The 13,716-nt window shown below is 73.1% G+C and carries 12 protein-coding genes and 1 pseudogene; 4 read left to right on the forward strand and 9 right to left on the reverse strand.

All coding sequences use genetic code 11. From position 1 onward, the window contains the following. Nucleotides 1-24: 24 nt before the first annotated feature. Together ACFY2L_RS10150 and ACFY2L_RS10155 are read left to right on the forward strand one after the other, a co-directional pair. Nucleotides 25-1,605 carry a fibronectin type III domain-containing protein gene (locus ACFY2L_RS10150; protein WP_390656450.1) on the forward strand — a complete coding sequence of 527 codons (1,581 nt, stop codon included), beginning with the start codon at nucleotides 25-27 and terminating at the stop codon, nucleotides 1,603-1,605. Further along, a pseudogene (locus tag ACFY2L_RS10155) lies at nucleotides 1,602-2,012 on the forward strand (adenylyltransferase/cytidyltransferase family protein); the annotation flags it as partial. The gene ACFY2L_RS10150 and the pseudogene ACFY2L_RS10155, both read left to right, overlap by 4 nt. A gap of 27 nt (nucleotides 2,013-2,039) precedes the next feature. Here ACFY2L_RS10155 and ACFY2L_RS10160 read toward each other — a convergent pair. Then, on the reverse strand, nucleotides 2,040-2,741 hold the full coding sequence (locus ACFY2L_RS10160) for a CDP-alcohol phosphatidyltransferase family protein (protein WP_390656451.1): 702 nt from the start codon (nucleotides 2,739-2,741) through the stop codon (nucleotides 2,040-2,042). A 40-nt stretch (nucleotides 2,742-2,781) separates the two neighbouring features. On the opposite strand from ACFY2L_RS10160, the gene ACFY2L_RS10165 reads away from it, so the two are divergent. Next, on the forward strand, nucleotides 2,782-4,380 hold the full coding sequence (locus ACFY2L_RS10165) for a glycosyl hydrolase family 28-related protein (RefSeq protein ID WP_390822014.1): 1,599 nt from the start codon (nucleotides 2,782-2,784) through the stop codon (nucleotides 4,378-4,380). A gap of 18 nt (nucleotides 4,381-4,398) precedes the next feature. Here ACFY2L_RS10165 and egtD read toward each other — a convergent pair whose 3' ends face one another. The 4 genes from egtD to egtA are packed head-to-tail and all read right to left on the reverse strand — an operon-like array spanning nucleotide 4,399 to nucleotide 8,778. Further along, the gene (gene egtD / locus ACFY2L_RS10170; protein WP_390656453.1) at nucleotides 4,399-5,361 is read right to left on the reverse strand and encodes an L-histidine N(alpha)-methyltransferase; all 963 of its coding nucleotides are present in this window, start codon (nucleotides 5,359-5,361) and stop codon (nucleotides 4,399-4,401) included. Continuing rightward, nucleotides 5,358-6,149 (reverse strand): ergothioneine biosynthesis protein EgtC, encoded by a 792-nt coding sequence (gene egtC, locus ACFY2L_RS10175; RefSeq protein WP_390656454.1) that lies wholly within the window; start codon nucleotides 6,147-6,149, stop codon nucleotides 5,358-5,360. The genes egtD and egtC overlap by 4 nt, the downstream gene beginning before the upstream one ends. Then, nucleotides 6,149-7,468 carry an ergothioneine biosynthesis protein EgtB gene (gene egtB / locus ACFY2L_RS10180; RefSeq protein WP_390822015.1) on the reverse strand — a complete coding sequence of 440 codons (1,320 nt, stop codon included), beginning with the start codon at nucleotides 7,466-7,468 and terminating at the stop codon, nucleotides 6,149-6,151. Before egtB ends, egtC begins: the two co-directional genes overlap by 1 nt. Further along, nucleotides 7,465-8,778: an ergothioneine biosynthesis glutamate--cysteine ligase EgtA gene (gene egtA, locus ACFY2L_RS10185; RefSeq protein ID WP_390656456.1), complete on the reverse strand. Its 1,314-nt coding sequence runs from the start codon at nucleotides 8,776-8,778 to the stop codon at nucleotides 7,465-7,467. Before egtA ends, egtB begins: the two co-directional genes overlap by 4 nt. A 300-nt stretch (nucleotides 8,779-9,078) precedes the next feature. Here egtA and ACFY2L_RS10190 point away from each other — a divergent pair, with 300 nt between their 5' ends. Then, complete coding sequence (locus ACFY2L_RS10190) at nucleotides 9,079-9,927, forward strand: TIGR02452 family protein (protein WP_390822016.1); 849 nt, start codon at nucleotides 9,079-9,081, stop codon at nucleotides 9,925-9,927. Here the strand turns inward: ACFY2L_RS10190 and ACFY2L_RS10195 are convergent. The 4 genes from ACFY2L_RS10195 to ACFY2L_RS10210 all read right to left on the reverse strand — a co-directional run bounded on the left by ACFY2L_RS10195 (nucleotide 9,912) and on the right by ACFY2L_RS10210 (nucleotide 13,582). Further along, nucleotides 9,912-10,358, reverse strand: coding sequence for a type II toxin-antitoxin system PemK/MazF family toxin (locus ACFY2L_RS10195; protein WP_390656458.1), 447 nt, complete (start codon nucleotides 10,356-10,358; stop codon nucleotides 9,912-9,914). The genes ACFY2L_RS10190 and ACFY2L_RS10195 overlap by 16 nt on opposite strands. A 38-nt stretch (nucleotides 10,359-10,396) precedes the next feature. Beyond that, complete coding sequence (locus ACFY2L_RS10200) at nucleotides 10,397-11,779, reverse strand: flotillin family protein (RefSeq protein ID WP_390656459.1); 1,383 nt, start codon at nucleotides 11,777-11,779, stop codon at nucleotides 10,397-10,399. Between the two features lie 135 nt (nucleotides 11,780-11,914). Next, entirely contained in the window at nucleotides 11,915-12,130 is a 216-nt protein-coding gene (locus ACFY2L_RS10205; RefSeq protein ID WP_390656460.1) for a hypothetical protein, read from the reverse strand. A 27-nt stretch (nucleotides 12,131-12,157) separates the two neighbouring features. After that, a complete protein-coding gene (locus ACFY2L_RS10210) occupies nucleotides 12,158-13,582 on the reverse strand; it encodes an amidase (RefSeq protein ID WP_390656461.1) in 1,425 nt (474 codons plus the stop codon). Nucleotides 13,583-13,716 lie beyond the last annotated feature (134 nt).

Below are 13,716 nucleotides of genomic sequence, written 5' to 3' on the forward strand. Positions count from 1 at the left end.
CAACCACTGTCACCCGGGGTTCCCTTGCACCTGAGAAAGCTCCGCTCGAAGCCGGTCACCAGGGTCGCCGCCATCGCCCTCGTGTGCACCACCGCCCTGCTCGACGCCTCCCTGGCCGCGGCCGCCGACGGCGGCCCGAAGACGCTCGCCGCCGACGCCCTGCCCACCTGGCAGACCGAGGGCATCGTCTGGTCGCTGGCCGCCGCGAACGGCGTCGTCTACGTCGGAGGATCCTTCGACGCGGTCCGGCCGCCCGGTGCCGCGCCCGGCCAACGCCTGGTGACGCGCCGCAACTTCGCCGCGTTCGACGCCGCGACCGGCAAACTCCTGCCCTGCGCCCCGGCCTTCACCGGTCACAACCACACCGTGCGGGCCATGAAGGCCTCGGCGGACGGACGCGTGCTGTACGTCGGCGGTTCCTTCGACAGCGTCGGATCCGCCAAGGCGGCCAACGTCGTCGCGATCAACACCGCCGACTGCTCCGTGCGCAAGGAGTTCAAGCCGACGGTGTCGTCCACCGTCCGGGCCATCGAGACCACGGGCCAGGCGATCTACCTCGGCGGTGACTTCGGCCGGGTCTCCGGGCAGACCAGGAGCCGCATCGCCGCCGTCTCGCCCAAGGGCGCGGTGCTGCCCTTCAATGCGGACATCGACCAGCCGGTGCGTGCCCTGTCGGCCGCGCTCCCTCACGGGCGGCTGTTCGTCGGAGGTGACTTCGAACAGGTCAACGGACAGACCGCGCGCTCCCTGGTGGCGCTGAACCCCGTCACCGGCGGCACGGTGCTCACCTACCCGGGCTGGTTCCCGACCCAGTCGTCGGTGAAGACCATCGCCCAGGACAACACCCGCTTCTTCGTGGGCGCCGAGGGGCATGGGCCGGGCATCTACGACGGCCGGATCGCGGGCCGGCTCGCCAACGGGACGATGATGTGGAACGACACCTGCCGCGGCGCCACCCAGTCCGTGGTGCCCTTCAGGGGCGTCCTCTACAGCGCCTCCCACGCGCACGACTGCAACGAGACGCCCGGCGGCTTCCCCGACCGCGGCGACCGCCAGCACTTCCTGGCCCAGCGGGTCGAGGACCGCAGGATCCTGCACTGGTTCCCCGACACCAACGGCGGGCTGGGGGAGCAGGTCGGTCCCCGCACCCTGGTGGTGTCGCGGGGCTTCCTGTGGGCGGGCGGTGAGTTCACCGAGGTCAACGGGCGGACCCAGCAGGGCCTCACGCGCTTCGGGGACAAGGACACCGGAGCCCCGGAGGTGCCCGCCCTGTCCCTGGCCTCCACCGAGCCCGGCAAGGTCACCCTCGCCTGGCGCGCCGCCTGGGACCGCGACGACGCCTCACTGACGTACCGGATCTACCGCGACGGGAAGCTGGTGGCGCGGCGGGCCAAGTCGTCCACCTTCTGGGACCGTCCGAAGATGACCTGGACCGACTCCGTGCCGGCCGGTTCGCGCCACCGCTACGCCATCGAGGTCACGGACGGCTCGAACACCTCGGCCAAGTCGCGTTCCCTGGCGGTGAGCGTGCCGAAGAAGCCCGCGGCGCAGACCGCGGCCGCACCGGCGGAGACGGCGCAGCGAGGGGCGGGTGAGGCGAGGTGACCCGCATCGGATTCGCGCCCGGCGTCTACGACCTGTTCCACATCGGCCACCTCAACATCCTGCGTGAGGCCCGCCGGCACTGCGACCGGCTCGTCGCGGGGGTCTCCTCCGACGACCTGACGGCGCGGCTGAAGGGCAAGGTGCCGGTCGTCCCGCTCGCCGAGCGGCTCGACATCGTCCGCAGCGTACGGTTCGTCGACGACGCCATCGTGGAGACGGAGACCGACAAGCTGAAGACGTGGAAGCGCGTCGGCTTCCACGTCATCTTCAAGGGCGACGACTGGCGGGGTACGCCCAAGTGGGAGGAGTACGAGCGGCGGTTCGGGGAGGTCGGCGTCGAGGTCGTCTACTTCCCGTACACCATGCACACCTCCAGCACCCTGTTGCGCAGTGCCCTGCGGATGCTGTCCGCGCACGAGCCGCCGGCGATCCCGTCAGCGCAGCTCGCGGAACCACTTGACCAGGAAGGCGGCCATGAACAGGACGTGTGCCAGCAGCAGTGCGCAGTACACCGCAAGGAAGACGTCCTGGCTGCCCAGGAATAGGAAACTGAGGCAGGTCAGGCCGTAGTCGACCGGCAGCAGCAGGACGGCACGCAGCGCCGGGGGCGAGCCGGGCGGAACCTCGCCCGGCGCGCGCCGCCTGAGCTTCTCCGTCAGGATCCCGGCGAAGAAGATCACCACGGCGGCGAGCTGGAAGACCATCGGCGCCAGCAGCCAGAGCGGGCCGGGCAGGCTGAAGAACCGGTAGAACGACACCAGCACCACCAGGTGCAGGGCGAGGATCTTGACGCAGTCCAGGACATGGTCGAGCCACTCGCCCGACGGGCTCCCCGAGCGCTGCCCCCGCGCCAGCTGACCGTCCGCCGAGTCCAGCACGAACCCCACGGCCAGGGCCGCGCTCACGCAGGCCGCCATGGTCGGCGCGGGCGGGAGCAGGGCCACCGCGGCAAGGGCCGGGAAGGTGAACAGGGCGCCGAGGACGGTCAGCTGGTTCGGCGTCGCCCCCACCTGATAGGCCAGCGCGGCCAGGACCCGGCCGGCCGGGCGGTTGACGAACCGGGTGTAGAGCGAGACCCCCTTCGCGGGCTTCTGTGCCGCCGACAGCTGCCTGAGAACCTCGGCAAACTCGGTCATTACCCTCCTTAAGTGAAAAACCGCTGGAAAGAAGGCAATTATGGCAGAACGGGGAGGCGGGAAGTCCCCTGTCAGCCGTCGGCAGCTTCTGCGTGGCGGAGCGACCCTGATCGGCGCGACAGTCCTCACCGCCCACAGCGCGTCCGCCGCGTCGGGACCCGGAGTCGGCCCCGCCGCACCGGTCGGCCCCGCCGGCCCCGGGCAGGGGCCGGGCTCGGCCGGCCTGCTGTCGCGCGTCATCAACGTCCGTGACCTCGGAGCGGTGGGCGACGGACGCGCCGACGACAGCGCGGCGTTCGAGTACGCCTACCAGCTCGCCGCCGCCCGGGTCTCCCGCGGTGTCGGCCGCACCGTGATCGAGATCCCGCCCGGCGAGTTCCTCATCACCCGCCCCTGGGCCCTGCTGAACGGAGCCGCGCCGCTGCGCCCGTCCAACGGGCTGCGCTTCTCCGGCGCGGGCAAGCGGATGACCACCCTCGTCTTCCGCCCGCCCGTCGGCCCGGGCTCCTACCTCTGCCGCAACGAGGACATCTGGTCCAACCTCTCCTTCGAACGCATCCAGTTCCGCTCGGCCACCCCGGGCGCCTCCTTCCTCAGCTCCTACTCCACCGGGCAGGCGCAGGACTACCGGTTCTCGGAGTGCGAGTGGATGGGGGAGTGGGAGTACGGCGTCTCCCTGGACGGCACGGACACCAACTCCGAGATGCGCTGGGAGGCCTGCCGTGTGGGCGGCGCCTACCGCAGGGCGTTCCTCTACTCGGGCCTCACCGGCCGCGGTCAGCAGCCCAACGACCAGGACCAGTTCCTCAACTACTGGTTCACGGACATGAAGGTCGAGTACGAGTGGGGCAACTTCCTGGAGTTCCCCTACGGCGGCTCCATCACCTGCCGGGGCGGCTCGTACATCATCACCGGCACCCGGCCGCCGAGCCAGGAGTACGGCACCACCAGCACGTTCTTCCGGTTCCCCGTCGCCCAGCACCACGACTCGGTGCAGCGGTTCCACGCCCAGGACATCCGGTTCGAGGTGCGCAACCCCGACGCGCGGGTCATCGACTGCGTGTGGAAGAGCGGCACGGTCCACTTCAGCGACTGCGACGACACCGGGCAGGCCTTCAAGGACTTCGCGGCCGAGGCCCGGCCCCACCGCTACGTCGTGGGCCCGCGCGGACCGCTGATCCGCTACGACTCCTGCCAGCTGGTCGGCCGCCACGAGTACCGGACGGACGGCGCACGCGACTCCCTGCCCCCCGTGGCCCGCTACGACATGTGTCTGCTGCGCAACCACCCGGAGGCCGAGTTCGCCGTCACCGACGGCGCCGGCCGGCCCGGCTTCGTCACCTTCGTCGACTGCCTGGACGGAGCCGGTGCCGCCGACCCGGTCGGCTCCCGGACCCCGGAGGCGGCGAACGGCTCGCCGAAGACACCGGCCGGTCCGCAGGCGCAGCCCCCCGCCAACCCGGTCAGGCCCGAGAACCCGGTCAGGCCCGCCGAGCCGGTCAGGCCGGCGAACCCCGTCCGGCCGGCGAACCCGGTCAGGCCCGCGAATCCGTCACCCGCCGCTCCGGGCAGGCCCGCCGGCCCGGCGCCGGCGCCCGCACGGACGTCACCGCCCGCGACGAGCCCTTCGCCTGGCTGACGGTGCCCGCGCGGTGCCTCAGCGCACGGTGCTCAGCGACAGCGCGAAACGCCCCGCGCGGTCCGTCCACCAGTGGGTCAGCTCCAGCCCCGCGTGGGCCAGTTCGGCCCGCACTCCCTCCTCGCGGAACTTCGCCGACACCTCGGTGCGCAGTTCCTCGCCGGAGGCGAAGTCCACGGCCAGGTCCAGCGCGGGGATCTTCACGGTCTGCCCGGTGCGCGAGCGCAACCGCATCTCGATCCATTCGTTGCGCGCGTCCCACAGGGCGACATGGTCGAAGGCGGCGGGATCGAAGTCGGCGCCCAGCTCGCGGTTGACCACGGTCAGGACGTTCTTGTTGAACGCGGCCGTCACCCCGGCCGCGTCGTCGTACGCCCGGACCAGCACCCGCTCGTCCTTGACGAGGTCCGTGCCGAGCAGCAGGGCGTCGCCCGGGGCCAGCAGCGCGCGCAGCGAACCCAGGAAGTCCGCGCGCTCGGCCGGCAGCAGATTGCCGATGGTGCCGCCGAGGAACGCCAGCAGGCGCGGGCCGGGAGTGTCGGGCAGGGCTAGTTCGCCGGTGAAGTCGGCGATGAGGGCGTGCACGTCCAGTCCCGGCCGCTCGGCGATCAGGGCCTGTCCGGCCTGGGTGAGGGCGCTGTCGCTGACGTCGACGGGCACGTAGGTGTGCAGCCCGGTCAGCGCGTCGAGGAGATGGCGGGTCTTCTCCGAGGAGCCGGAGCCGAGTTCCACGAGCGTGCGGGCGCGGGCCGCGGCGGCGATCTCACCGGCGCGGTCCCTGAGGATCTCGCGCTCGGCGCGCGTCGGGTAGTACTCCGGGAGTTCGGTGATCTGCTCGAAGAGCTCGCTGCCGTGGGCGTCGTAGAACCACTTCGGCGGGAGGGTCTTCGGGGTGGTGGTGAGGCCCTGGAGGACGTCGGCGCGCAGGGCGGCGTCCGTGGCGTCCTCGGGGAGGGTGCGGGTGATCTGGAACGGGCTCACGTGCGGGTCTCCTTGGGTGGTACGGGTGCCGCGTCCGTGGTCGGGTCCTTGAGCGGGGTGAGCAGCACCTCGGTGCGGCTCGCCACCAGCAGGGTGCGGTCCGGAACCTCCTGCCAGCGCGGATCGTCGTCGTACGGTTCGGAGGCCACGACCGTGCGGCCGCCGGGCTCCGTCAGATACCAGAGGGTGTCGCCCCAGGCCGTCGCGGTGATCGTCCGGCCGTTGGTGAGCAGCAGGTTGAGGCGGGAGCCGGGGGCCGCCGCGGCGACCTCCGGCACGGTGTCCGCCAGCGCCTGGCTCTCGCCGTCCCCGGCCCGCAGCCGGGCCAGGACCAGCGCCCACACGAACGCCGAGTCGTTGCGCGCCTCCATGGACAGCAGGTCGGCCGGGGGCAGGCCGTGCGCGAGGGACTCCAGGGAGGCCGGCCAGCCCGTCACCGCCCCGTTGTGGCTGAACAGCCAGGGGCCGGTGGCGAACGGCGCCGCGGCGGCCTCCGCGTCGGCCCCGGCCAGCGTCGCGTCCCGTACGGCGGCCAGCAGCGCTCCGGAGCGCACCACCCGCGCCAGGTCGGCGAAGGACAGGTCCGCCCAGACGGGGCCGGCCCGGCGGTACCGGGCCGGCACCGGGTCGCCCTCGGCGTACCAGCCCACGCCGAAACCGTCGGCGTTGACCGTCCCGTAACGCTGCCGGCGGGGCGCCCACGACTGGCGGTACAGGCCGTGCGGGGGCTCGACGAGGACGCGGCCGAGCGGTTCCTCCGGCCCGAGACAGGCGATGTGACGGCACATCAGACGGCCCCCGAGCGGGCGGTGCGGAAGCCGGAGAAGATCTGCCGCCGGATCGGGTAGTCCCAGTTGCGGAACGTGCCCCGGCAGGCCACCGGGTCCACCGCGAACGAACCGCCGCGCAGCACCTTGTACTCGGGGCCGAAGAACACCTCCGAGTACTCCTTGTACGGGAAGGCCCGGAAGCCGGGGTACGGCAGGAAGTCGCTCGCCGTCCACTCCCACACGTCGCCGATCAACTGGCGTACCCCGAGCGGGGACGCACCGGCCGGGTAGCTCCCGGCGGGGGCGGGCCGCAGATGGCGCTGGCCCAGGTTGGCGTGTTCGGGGGCGGGGTCGGCGTCGCCCCACGGGTAGCGCATCGAGCCGCCGGTCGCGGGGTCGAAGCGGGCCGCCTTCTCCCACTCGGTCTCGGTGGGCAGCCGGCGGCCTGCCCAGCGGGCGTAGGCGTCGGCCTCGTACCAGCACACGTGCAGCACCGGCTCGTCGGGCGGCACGACCTCGGTGATCCCGAACCGCCGGCGCAGCCACTGGCCGCCGTCGCGGTGCCAGAACAGCGGGGCGTGGATGCCGTGCCGGCGGATGTGGTCCCAGCCCTCCTTCGTCCACCAGCGCTCGTCGTCGTAGCCGCCGTCGTCGATGAAGGCCTGGTAGGCGGCGTTCGTGACCGGGGTGGTGTCGATGTGGAAGGGGGCCACCTCGCGCTGGTGCGCGGGGCGTTCGTTGTCCAGCGCCCATGGTTCGGCGGAGGTGCCCATCGTGAACGGGCCTCCGGGGACCAGGACTTCGGCCGGACCGGTGAACAGCGGGACCGGGTCCGGATCCGGGGCGGTGAGGACCTGCGGGCCGGTGCGGAGCTGATGGGTGATCAGCATCGTCTCGTCGTGCTGCTGTTCGTGCTGGGCGATCATCCCGAAGGCGAAGCCCGCCTCGGTGAGCCGGGTGCCGTGGAAGTCGGCCGCCTCCAGCACGTCCAGCACCCTGCCGCGCACCTCCGCCGCGTACCGGCGGGCCTCGGGGGGCGGCAGCAGGGGCAGTGAGGGCCGCTCGGCGCGCGGGTGCTCGAAGGCGTCGTACAGGCCGTCGATCTCGGGGCGCATCGCCTCCCGGCCGGCCACCGTGCGCAGCAGCCACAGCTCTTCCTGGTTGCCGATGTGCGCGAGGTCCCACACCAGCGGGGACATCAGCGGGGAGTGCTGGGCGGTGAGGTCGGGGTCCTCGACGCAGCTCGTCAGGAGGGTGGTGCGCTCGCGCGCGGTGGTGAGGGTGGTCAGCGCGCGGTCGCGCAGTGCGTCGCCGTCCAGGACGGGCTCGGTGGTCATGGGCGGAGGTCCTTCCCGTACGCGCGGGTGTCCGTGCCGCGCAGGCGGTCGAGCTGGTCGTCGGCGGGGGTGCGGCCCTTGAGCACATAGCGGTCCCGGTACGCCGAGACGGCGTCCACGACGTCGGCGGAGGCGCCGAGCCGGGGGAGTGCCTGCAGGGCCGCCGTGAAGCAGGCGACGGCGGTCTCGTGCAGTTCGGGGTCGGCCAGGCCGTGGCGTGCGGCCTCGATCCACAGCGGATTGTGCGGGGCGGGCTGCGGCAGTGCCCGCTCGGCGAGGGGCTTGACGGCGCGGTAGGCGGACTCGGCGGCCTCCGGGTCGTCGAACAGCGCCGTGGTCACGGCCACCGGCACGATCCAGCCGTCGTCGCCCGGCTGTGCGTCGATCATGCGCAGCTCCAGGTGACCGCGCGGTCTGACCGGCGGGAACAGCGTGGTCAGGTGGTAGTCGAGGTCCGCCCGGGTGGGCTGCCCCGTCCTGGTCCACTCGCGGAACGTCAGCCGCTCGGGCACGTCCCACGGCCCGCTGTCGCGGCGTACGCACATCACCGGCGCGTCCAGCACATGCCGGGCCCAGGCGTCGCGCGGTTCGCCGTCCAGGGCGGGGGCGCCCGCGCGGCCGGCGCCGATCTCCATCCACAGCAGCTGCCGGGTGGAGCACCAGCCGGTGGGGTCGCCGCGCAGCAGCGGGGAGTTGGCGAAGGCCGCCGTCAGCACCGCGCCCAGGGTGTGCGCGAGCCACCAGCGCCGCCCGTGGCCCAGCGGACCGGGCTCCTCGTACCCGGCGTCCAGGCAGACCTGCACGGAGGCCGAGGTGCACATCATGGCGCGGCCGGCCGGGCCGGTGCGGTCGAGGCAGGCCTCCATGGCGTCGTAACGCGGCTCGCGCAGGAACCGGCGAGGGGTGTGCCAGGGGTCCGTGCCGAGGCCGGCGAGGACGAGGCCGTGCTCGCGCAGGACCGCGCGGACGGCGTCCAGGTCGGCGGAGAGGGTGTCCACGCACTCCATCAGGGAGCCGGCGGGCGGCGAGCTGAGTTCCAGCTGGCCGCCGGGTTCGACGGTGAGCGCCGACCGCACGGGCACGGTCTCCAGAGCGGCGTAGGCCGCCGCGAGCCGTTCGGGTGTCACGGGGAGCTGCGGCTCGCACAGCTCGTGAACCAGCCATTCCAGTTCGACGCCCACGGTCCGGGGCGGGCCGGTCTTGAAGCAGATGCCCCTGACCAGGGCCTCCACCTCGGCTTCGGAGAGGGTGTCGCGATGCTCCGTACAGTCGGTGGGGCTGTCGGTACAGTCGCTGACCGAATCGGACATGTCGGGATCCTCCTGAGGTTCCACCATGCCACCGGACCGGCATCCGGGCCGCCGGACCGGCATCACATCTGTCCCACCCAAGACCCTCGACCCGAAACACACAAGGGTGCAAATCGGAGTGTATCGATCAGGTGGCCTTCGAATCCGTGCCGCTTGCACGCTGTTGGCCCGGAATTCCCCGGGTGTTCCCGGTGCCGGAAAAATCTCGTTGCACCGCCTGTCCGCCATCGCTCACGATGCGTGCGTGAACACGACGACGGGGGAGACCGGGACGCCCATGGGGTGCACGGGGGTGGCGCCATGAGCGCGCGGCTGCGCGGCATCGCCCGCGAGACGGAGGAGATCGTCGCGGCGGGCGCCTACCGGGCGCCCGACGGGCGGGAGGTGTCCCTGGCGGCGGCCGTCGAGGCCGCCCGCGCGGGCACCCGGACGGTCGGACCGGAACCGGTCCCGGTCCCGGACCCGCCCGCTGCCGCCCCGGCCGGCGGGGCCACGACCGTCGAGGTCACCGGCGAGAGCAGCCTGGAAGCCGCCCGCCGGCTGGCCGGCACCCCGGTCGCGGTGCTCAACTTCGCCTCGGCCCGCAACCCCGGCGGCGGCTTCCTGAACGGCGCGCAGGCCCAGGAGGAGGCCCTGTGCCGCGCCTCCGCGCTGTACACCTGCCTGCTCCGGGCCCGCGGGTTCTACGAGCACCACCGCGCCCACCGCGACCCGTTCTACACCGACCGGGTCATCCACTCACCGGCCGTGCCCGTCTTCCGCGACGACCGGGGACGGCTGCTGGACGAGCCGTACACCGCCGGCTTCCTCACCGCCGCCGCGCCGAACGCGGGCGTGGTGCTGCGCACGGTGCCCGAGCGGGCGTCCGAACTGCCGCGCGCCCTCGCCATCCGCGCCGAGCGGGTCCTGGAGACGGCCGCCGCGCACGGCTACCGGCGGCTGGTGCTGGGCGCGTGGGGCTGCGGCGTCTTCCGCAACGACCCCGCGCAGGTGGCGGAGGCGTTCCGGGCGCTGCTCGCACCCGGCGCGCGGTTCGGGCGGACCTTCGAGCACGTGGTGTTCGGGGTGCTCGACCGTACGCCGCGGAGCGAGGTGCGGGGTGCCTTCGAGCGGGCGTTCGGCGCGGGGCGGGTTCAGGTCCAGCCGTAACGCTCGTGCAGCCGGTGCCGCACCAGGTTGAACCGCATCCGGTCCAGCGCGCACGCCTCCCGGCGCATGCCGTCCTCGTGCAGCCGCAGGACACGGTCGACGTCCACCCAGGAGTCCCGCCCGGAGCGGTCCCAGGGCCCGCTGCCGATGGCCACCCAGTCCCGGTCGTCGTCATGGCGCCTGCTGGACAGCTGGACGGCCAGGAAGGTGCCGCCCGCCTCCCGGGCCACGACGAGCACCGGGCGGTCCTTGCCCCGCCCGTCGTTCTCCTCGAAGGGCACCCAGGTCCACACGATCTCACCGGGATCCGGGTCGCCGTCGTGCGCGGGCGAGTACTCCGTACGGACCCGGCCCACCTCGCGCGGGTCGGCCTCGGCGGTGGCGGTGCGGCCGAAGCGGCCGGGAACGTTCTCATCGGTAAACGCGGTCACGGAGGCACCTTAAGGGCTGCCTCCGTGACCGCGTCCCTTCACCTGTCCTCGACGGGCACCTTCTCCGACGGCGGGGCGGCGGACCCGTTGACGGACGGAGGTCCGCCCGGGGCCTGCCCGTTCTGGTTCATGGACGCCAGCAGCTGCCGTGCCAGGCCCAGCCCGGTCCCGCCCATGGTGAGCGCCTTGGCGAACAGATCGGCCATGCCGTCGGCGCCGTTGAGCAGCACCATGTTGTCGACGTTGCCGAACGCGGACGCGCCGGCCTGGACGATCTCCGGCCACTTCTCGGCGAGTTGCTGGGCGACGACGGCCTCCTGGTTCTCGGCGAGGGCGGCGGCCCGTGCCTTGATGGCCTCCGCCTCGGCGAGTCCCATGGCCCGGTTGGCCTCGGCCTTGGCGAGACCCTTCGCCTGAGTCGCGGCGGCCTCCGCCTCACCCGTGGCCCGGGTCTCCGCCGCCTTCGCCTCGGCCACCGAGATCCGGGCGTCGCGCTCGGCCTCGGCCAGCGTCCGCTTCTCGTACGCCTTGGCGTCGGCCGGCTTGCGCACGTCCGCCTGGAGCTGCTGCTCGCGCCGGCGCGCCTCCAGTTCGGCGACCCGTGTCTCCTGGACCACGACCTCCTGGCGGGCCGCGGCGTCGGCGAGCGGCCCGGCCTGCCGCGCCGAGGCGGCGGCCTTGTCCTGTTCGGCCTGGTAACCGGACTTGAGGATCTCGCTGTCGCGGGTGGCCTCGGCCATCCGGGCGAACGCCTGCTGCTCGGCCTCGGTGGCGAACCGGTCGGCCTCCGCCTGCGCGATCCGGGCGTCCCGCCGTACGGCCGCCAGGTGCGGGGCCGACAGGTTCTTGATGTACCCGGTCGGGTCCTCGATCTCGTGGATCTGCAGCGAGTCCACGATCAGGCCCAGCTTCTCCATCTCGGTGCCGCACGCGGCACGGGCCTGGCCGGTCAGCTTCTCCCGGTCGCGGATCATGTCCTCGACCGTCAACCCGCCCACGATGGCCCGGAGATGACCGGCGAACACGGTGTGCACCCGCTCCGCCATCAGCTTCTGCTGGTCCAGGAAACGGCGGGCGGCGTTGGCGATCGACACGAAGTCGTCGCCCACCTTGAAGATGACCACGCCCCGCACCTTCAGCGGAATGCCCTGGTGCGTCACGCAGTCCACGTGCAGTTCCGTCTGGTTCAGGTCGAGCGAGAGCTTGCGGACCGCCTGGACACCGGGCAGCACGAGCGTGCCCCGCCCGGTGACGATGCGGAATCCCATCCCCTCCTCGAGGCCTTCCAGCCGGTGCTTCGAACCGGAGATGATGAGCGCCTCGTTGGGCTCCGCGACACGCCACATCAGCTTGAAGAGACCGATCAGGACGAGGGCGGCACCGACCACCGACCCCGCGATGAAACCGACATCCATCGGCATGCACTCCCCCAGTGCAGGGTGCCCGCGGGCACCGAACGTAACCGGAGTGTGGGCCCGCGCACGAGCCGTGTACAGACGTCGGGGAACCCCTGTTGCCCGCTTGGTACACACGGCGCCGCACGGGCCCGCGCGGCCTCAACCGCCGTACACCGCCGAGACGTAGACGGTCCGCGGCGCCAGGTACTCCACCACGGTGACCATCGTCCCCCGCTCGATGCGTTCCGTGCCGGAGGCGGGGTAGGCGAGAAAGTGCTCGGCACCGCCGCGCACGCGGACGATCACCTCGCCGACGAGCCCGGGCCCGACCGTTCCGGTGACCCGTCCCATGAGCCCGACCATCGTATCGTCCATGGTCACAGGGTAGGGGCGGGAACGCCGTTACACCGCCGGGGTTTCCACACCGGCCGTTTCCGGCGGGCGCTTCTCGTGCCAGCGCAGCTCCGCCTCCAACTGCGCGGCGAGCGAGAGCAGCAGCGGCTCGCTGTGCGCCGGGCCGAGCAGTTGCGCGCCGACCGGCAGACCGTCCGGCGTGAAGCCGGCGGGCACGTTGACGCCCGGCCAGCCCAGCACGTTCCACGGCCAGGCGTAGGGACAGGCCGCGATGATCGCGCGGTCGGTGGCGAACCCGCTCAGGTTCATCATCGCCCCGATACGGGGCGGGGGAGCGGCCGTGGTCGGCGCGAGGACGACGTCGTACGACGCGAAGAAACCGCCGATACGACGGTGCAGGACCGCCTCCGCGCGCCGCGCCGCCCGCAGCGGTGCCCCGCCGAGCAGCCGGCCCAGCCGGGCGGCGCCCCGGGTGCGGGGGTCGAGGAGGGCGGGGAAGGGCGCCTCGGCCACCCATTCGGCGATGCCCGCGGTCGCCCGGGGCACGAAGGTGAGCCCGATCTGCCCGTACGGCGGGTCGGCCTCCTCGACCTCGTGTCCCAGGCCGGCGAGGTGCGAGGCGAGTTCGACGACCCGCGCGCGCACCTCGGGCGCCAGCCGGGCGGGCACCGCGGTGAACGGCGGCTTCAGCGCGAGCGCGATCCGCAGCCGTCCGGGGTCGCGGCCCACCGCCGCCGAGGCGTCGATCGCGGGCGGCCGGTGCGGGTCGAGGTCGTGGTTGCCGCTCGCCGCGTCGAGGAGCAGGGCCGCGTCGCCCACCGTCCGGGCGAGGGTGCCGTTGACGGTGATGCCCTGGAAGGACTCGCCGCGCGGCCAGGTCGAGACGCGCCCGCGCTGCGGCTTGATGCCGACGAGATGCGTCCAGGAGGCCGGGATGCGGACCGAACCGGCGCCGTCCGACCCGAGCGCGGCCGGCACCAGGCCCGCCGCCACCGCGGCCGCCGAACCGCCGGAGGATCCGCCCGGGGTGTGCTCGGGGTTCCACGGGTTGCGGGTCGCGCCGAAGGCCGCCCCCTCGGTGAAGGGCCACTGCCCGAGCTCGCAGGTGTTGGTCTTGCCGACGATGACGGCCCCGGCCGCGCGCAGCCGCCGTACCGCCTCCCCGTCCCGGGCGACGGCGGGGTGGGCGCCCGCGCAGCCGAAGGCGGTCGGCTCACCGGCCACGTCCATGTCGTCCTTGACGGCCACCGGCACGCCCAGCAGGGGCCTGCGTGTGCCGGCCGCCAACTCCCGGTCCGCGGCGTCGGCTTCGGCGAGCGCGGCCTCGGTCCGGACGATCCGGAAGGCGTTGAGGGTGCCCTGCGTGGCCTCGATCCGGGCCAGGGTCCGCTCGACCAGCGTGCGCGAGGAGACCTCCCCCGCGGCCAGCGCACGGGCGGTCTCGGCGAGGCCGGCGGCACGGTCGGGTGTCATACGGGGGCACCTCCGGGACGACGTCGTCTGCCACTACCGAACGGTAACGTCTCGCGGCCCGATGGGGGAACGGCACGCGGGGGCGGAGCGATCGGCTGCCCGGCACAGCGGTACCACAGGCGTCTCCCGTTCCT

It is taken from the genome of Streptomyces sp. NPDC001381 (assembly GCF_042895685.1).
Taxonomy (GTDB): domain Bacteria; phylum Actinomycetota; class Actinomycetes; order Streptomycetales; family Streptomycetaceae; genus Streptomyces.

Bases quoted from the DNA above. Each gene is read 5' to 3' on its own strand.
- ACFY2L_RS10160 (WP_390656451.1), bottom strand. From the start codon at position 2,741: ATGACCGAGTTTGCCGAGGTTCTCAGGCAGCTGTCGGCGGCACAGAAG.
- ACFY2L_RS10165 (WP_390822014.1), top strand. From the start codon at position 2,782: ATGGCAGAACGGGGAGGCGGGAAGTCCCCTGTCAGCCGTCGGCAGCTT.
- egtC (WP_390656454.1), bottom strand. From the start codon at position 6,149: ATGTGCCGTCACATCGCCTGTCTCGGGCCGGAGGAACCGCTCGGCCGC.
- egtB (WP_390822015.1), bottom strand. From the start codon at position 7,468: ATGACCACCGAGCCCGTCCTGGACGGCGACGCACTGCGCGACCGCGCG.
- egtA (WP_390656456.1), bottom strand. From the start codon at position 8,778: ATGTCCGATTCGGTCAGCGACTGTACCGACAGCCCCACCGACTGTACG.
- ACFY2L_RS10190 (WP_390822016.1), top strand. From the start codon at position 9,079: ATGAGCGCGCGGCTGCGCGGCATCGCCCGCGAGACGGAGGAGATCGTC.
- ACFY2L_RS10200 (WP_390656459.1), bottom strand. From the start codon at position 11,779: ATGCCGATGGATGTCGGTTTCATCGCGGGGTCGGTGGTCGGTGCCGCC.
- ACFY2L_RS10205 (WP_390656460.1), bottom strand. From the start codon at position 12,130: ATGGACGATACGATGGTCGGGCTCATGGGACGGGTCACCGGAACGGTC.
- ACFY2L_RS10210 (WP_390656461.1), bottom strand. From the start codon at position 13,582: ATGACACCCGACCGTGCCGCCGGCCTCGCCGAGACCGCCCGTGCGCTG.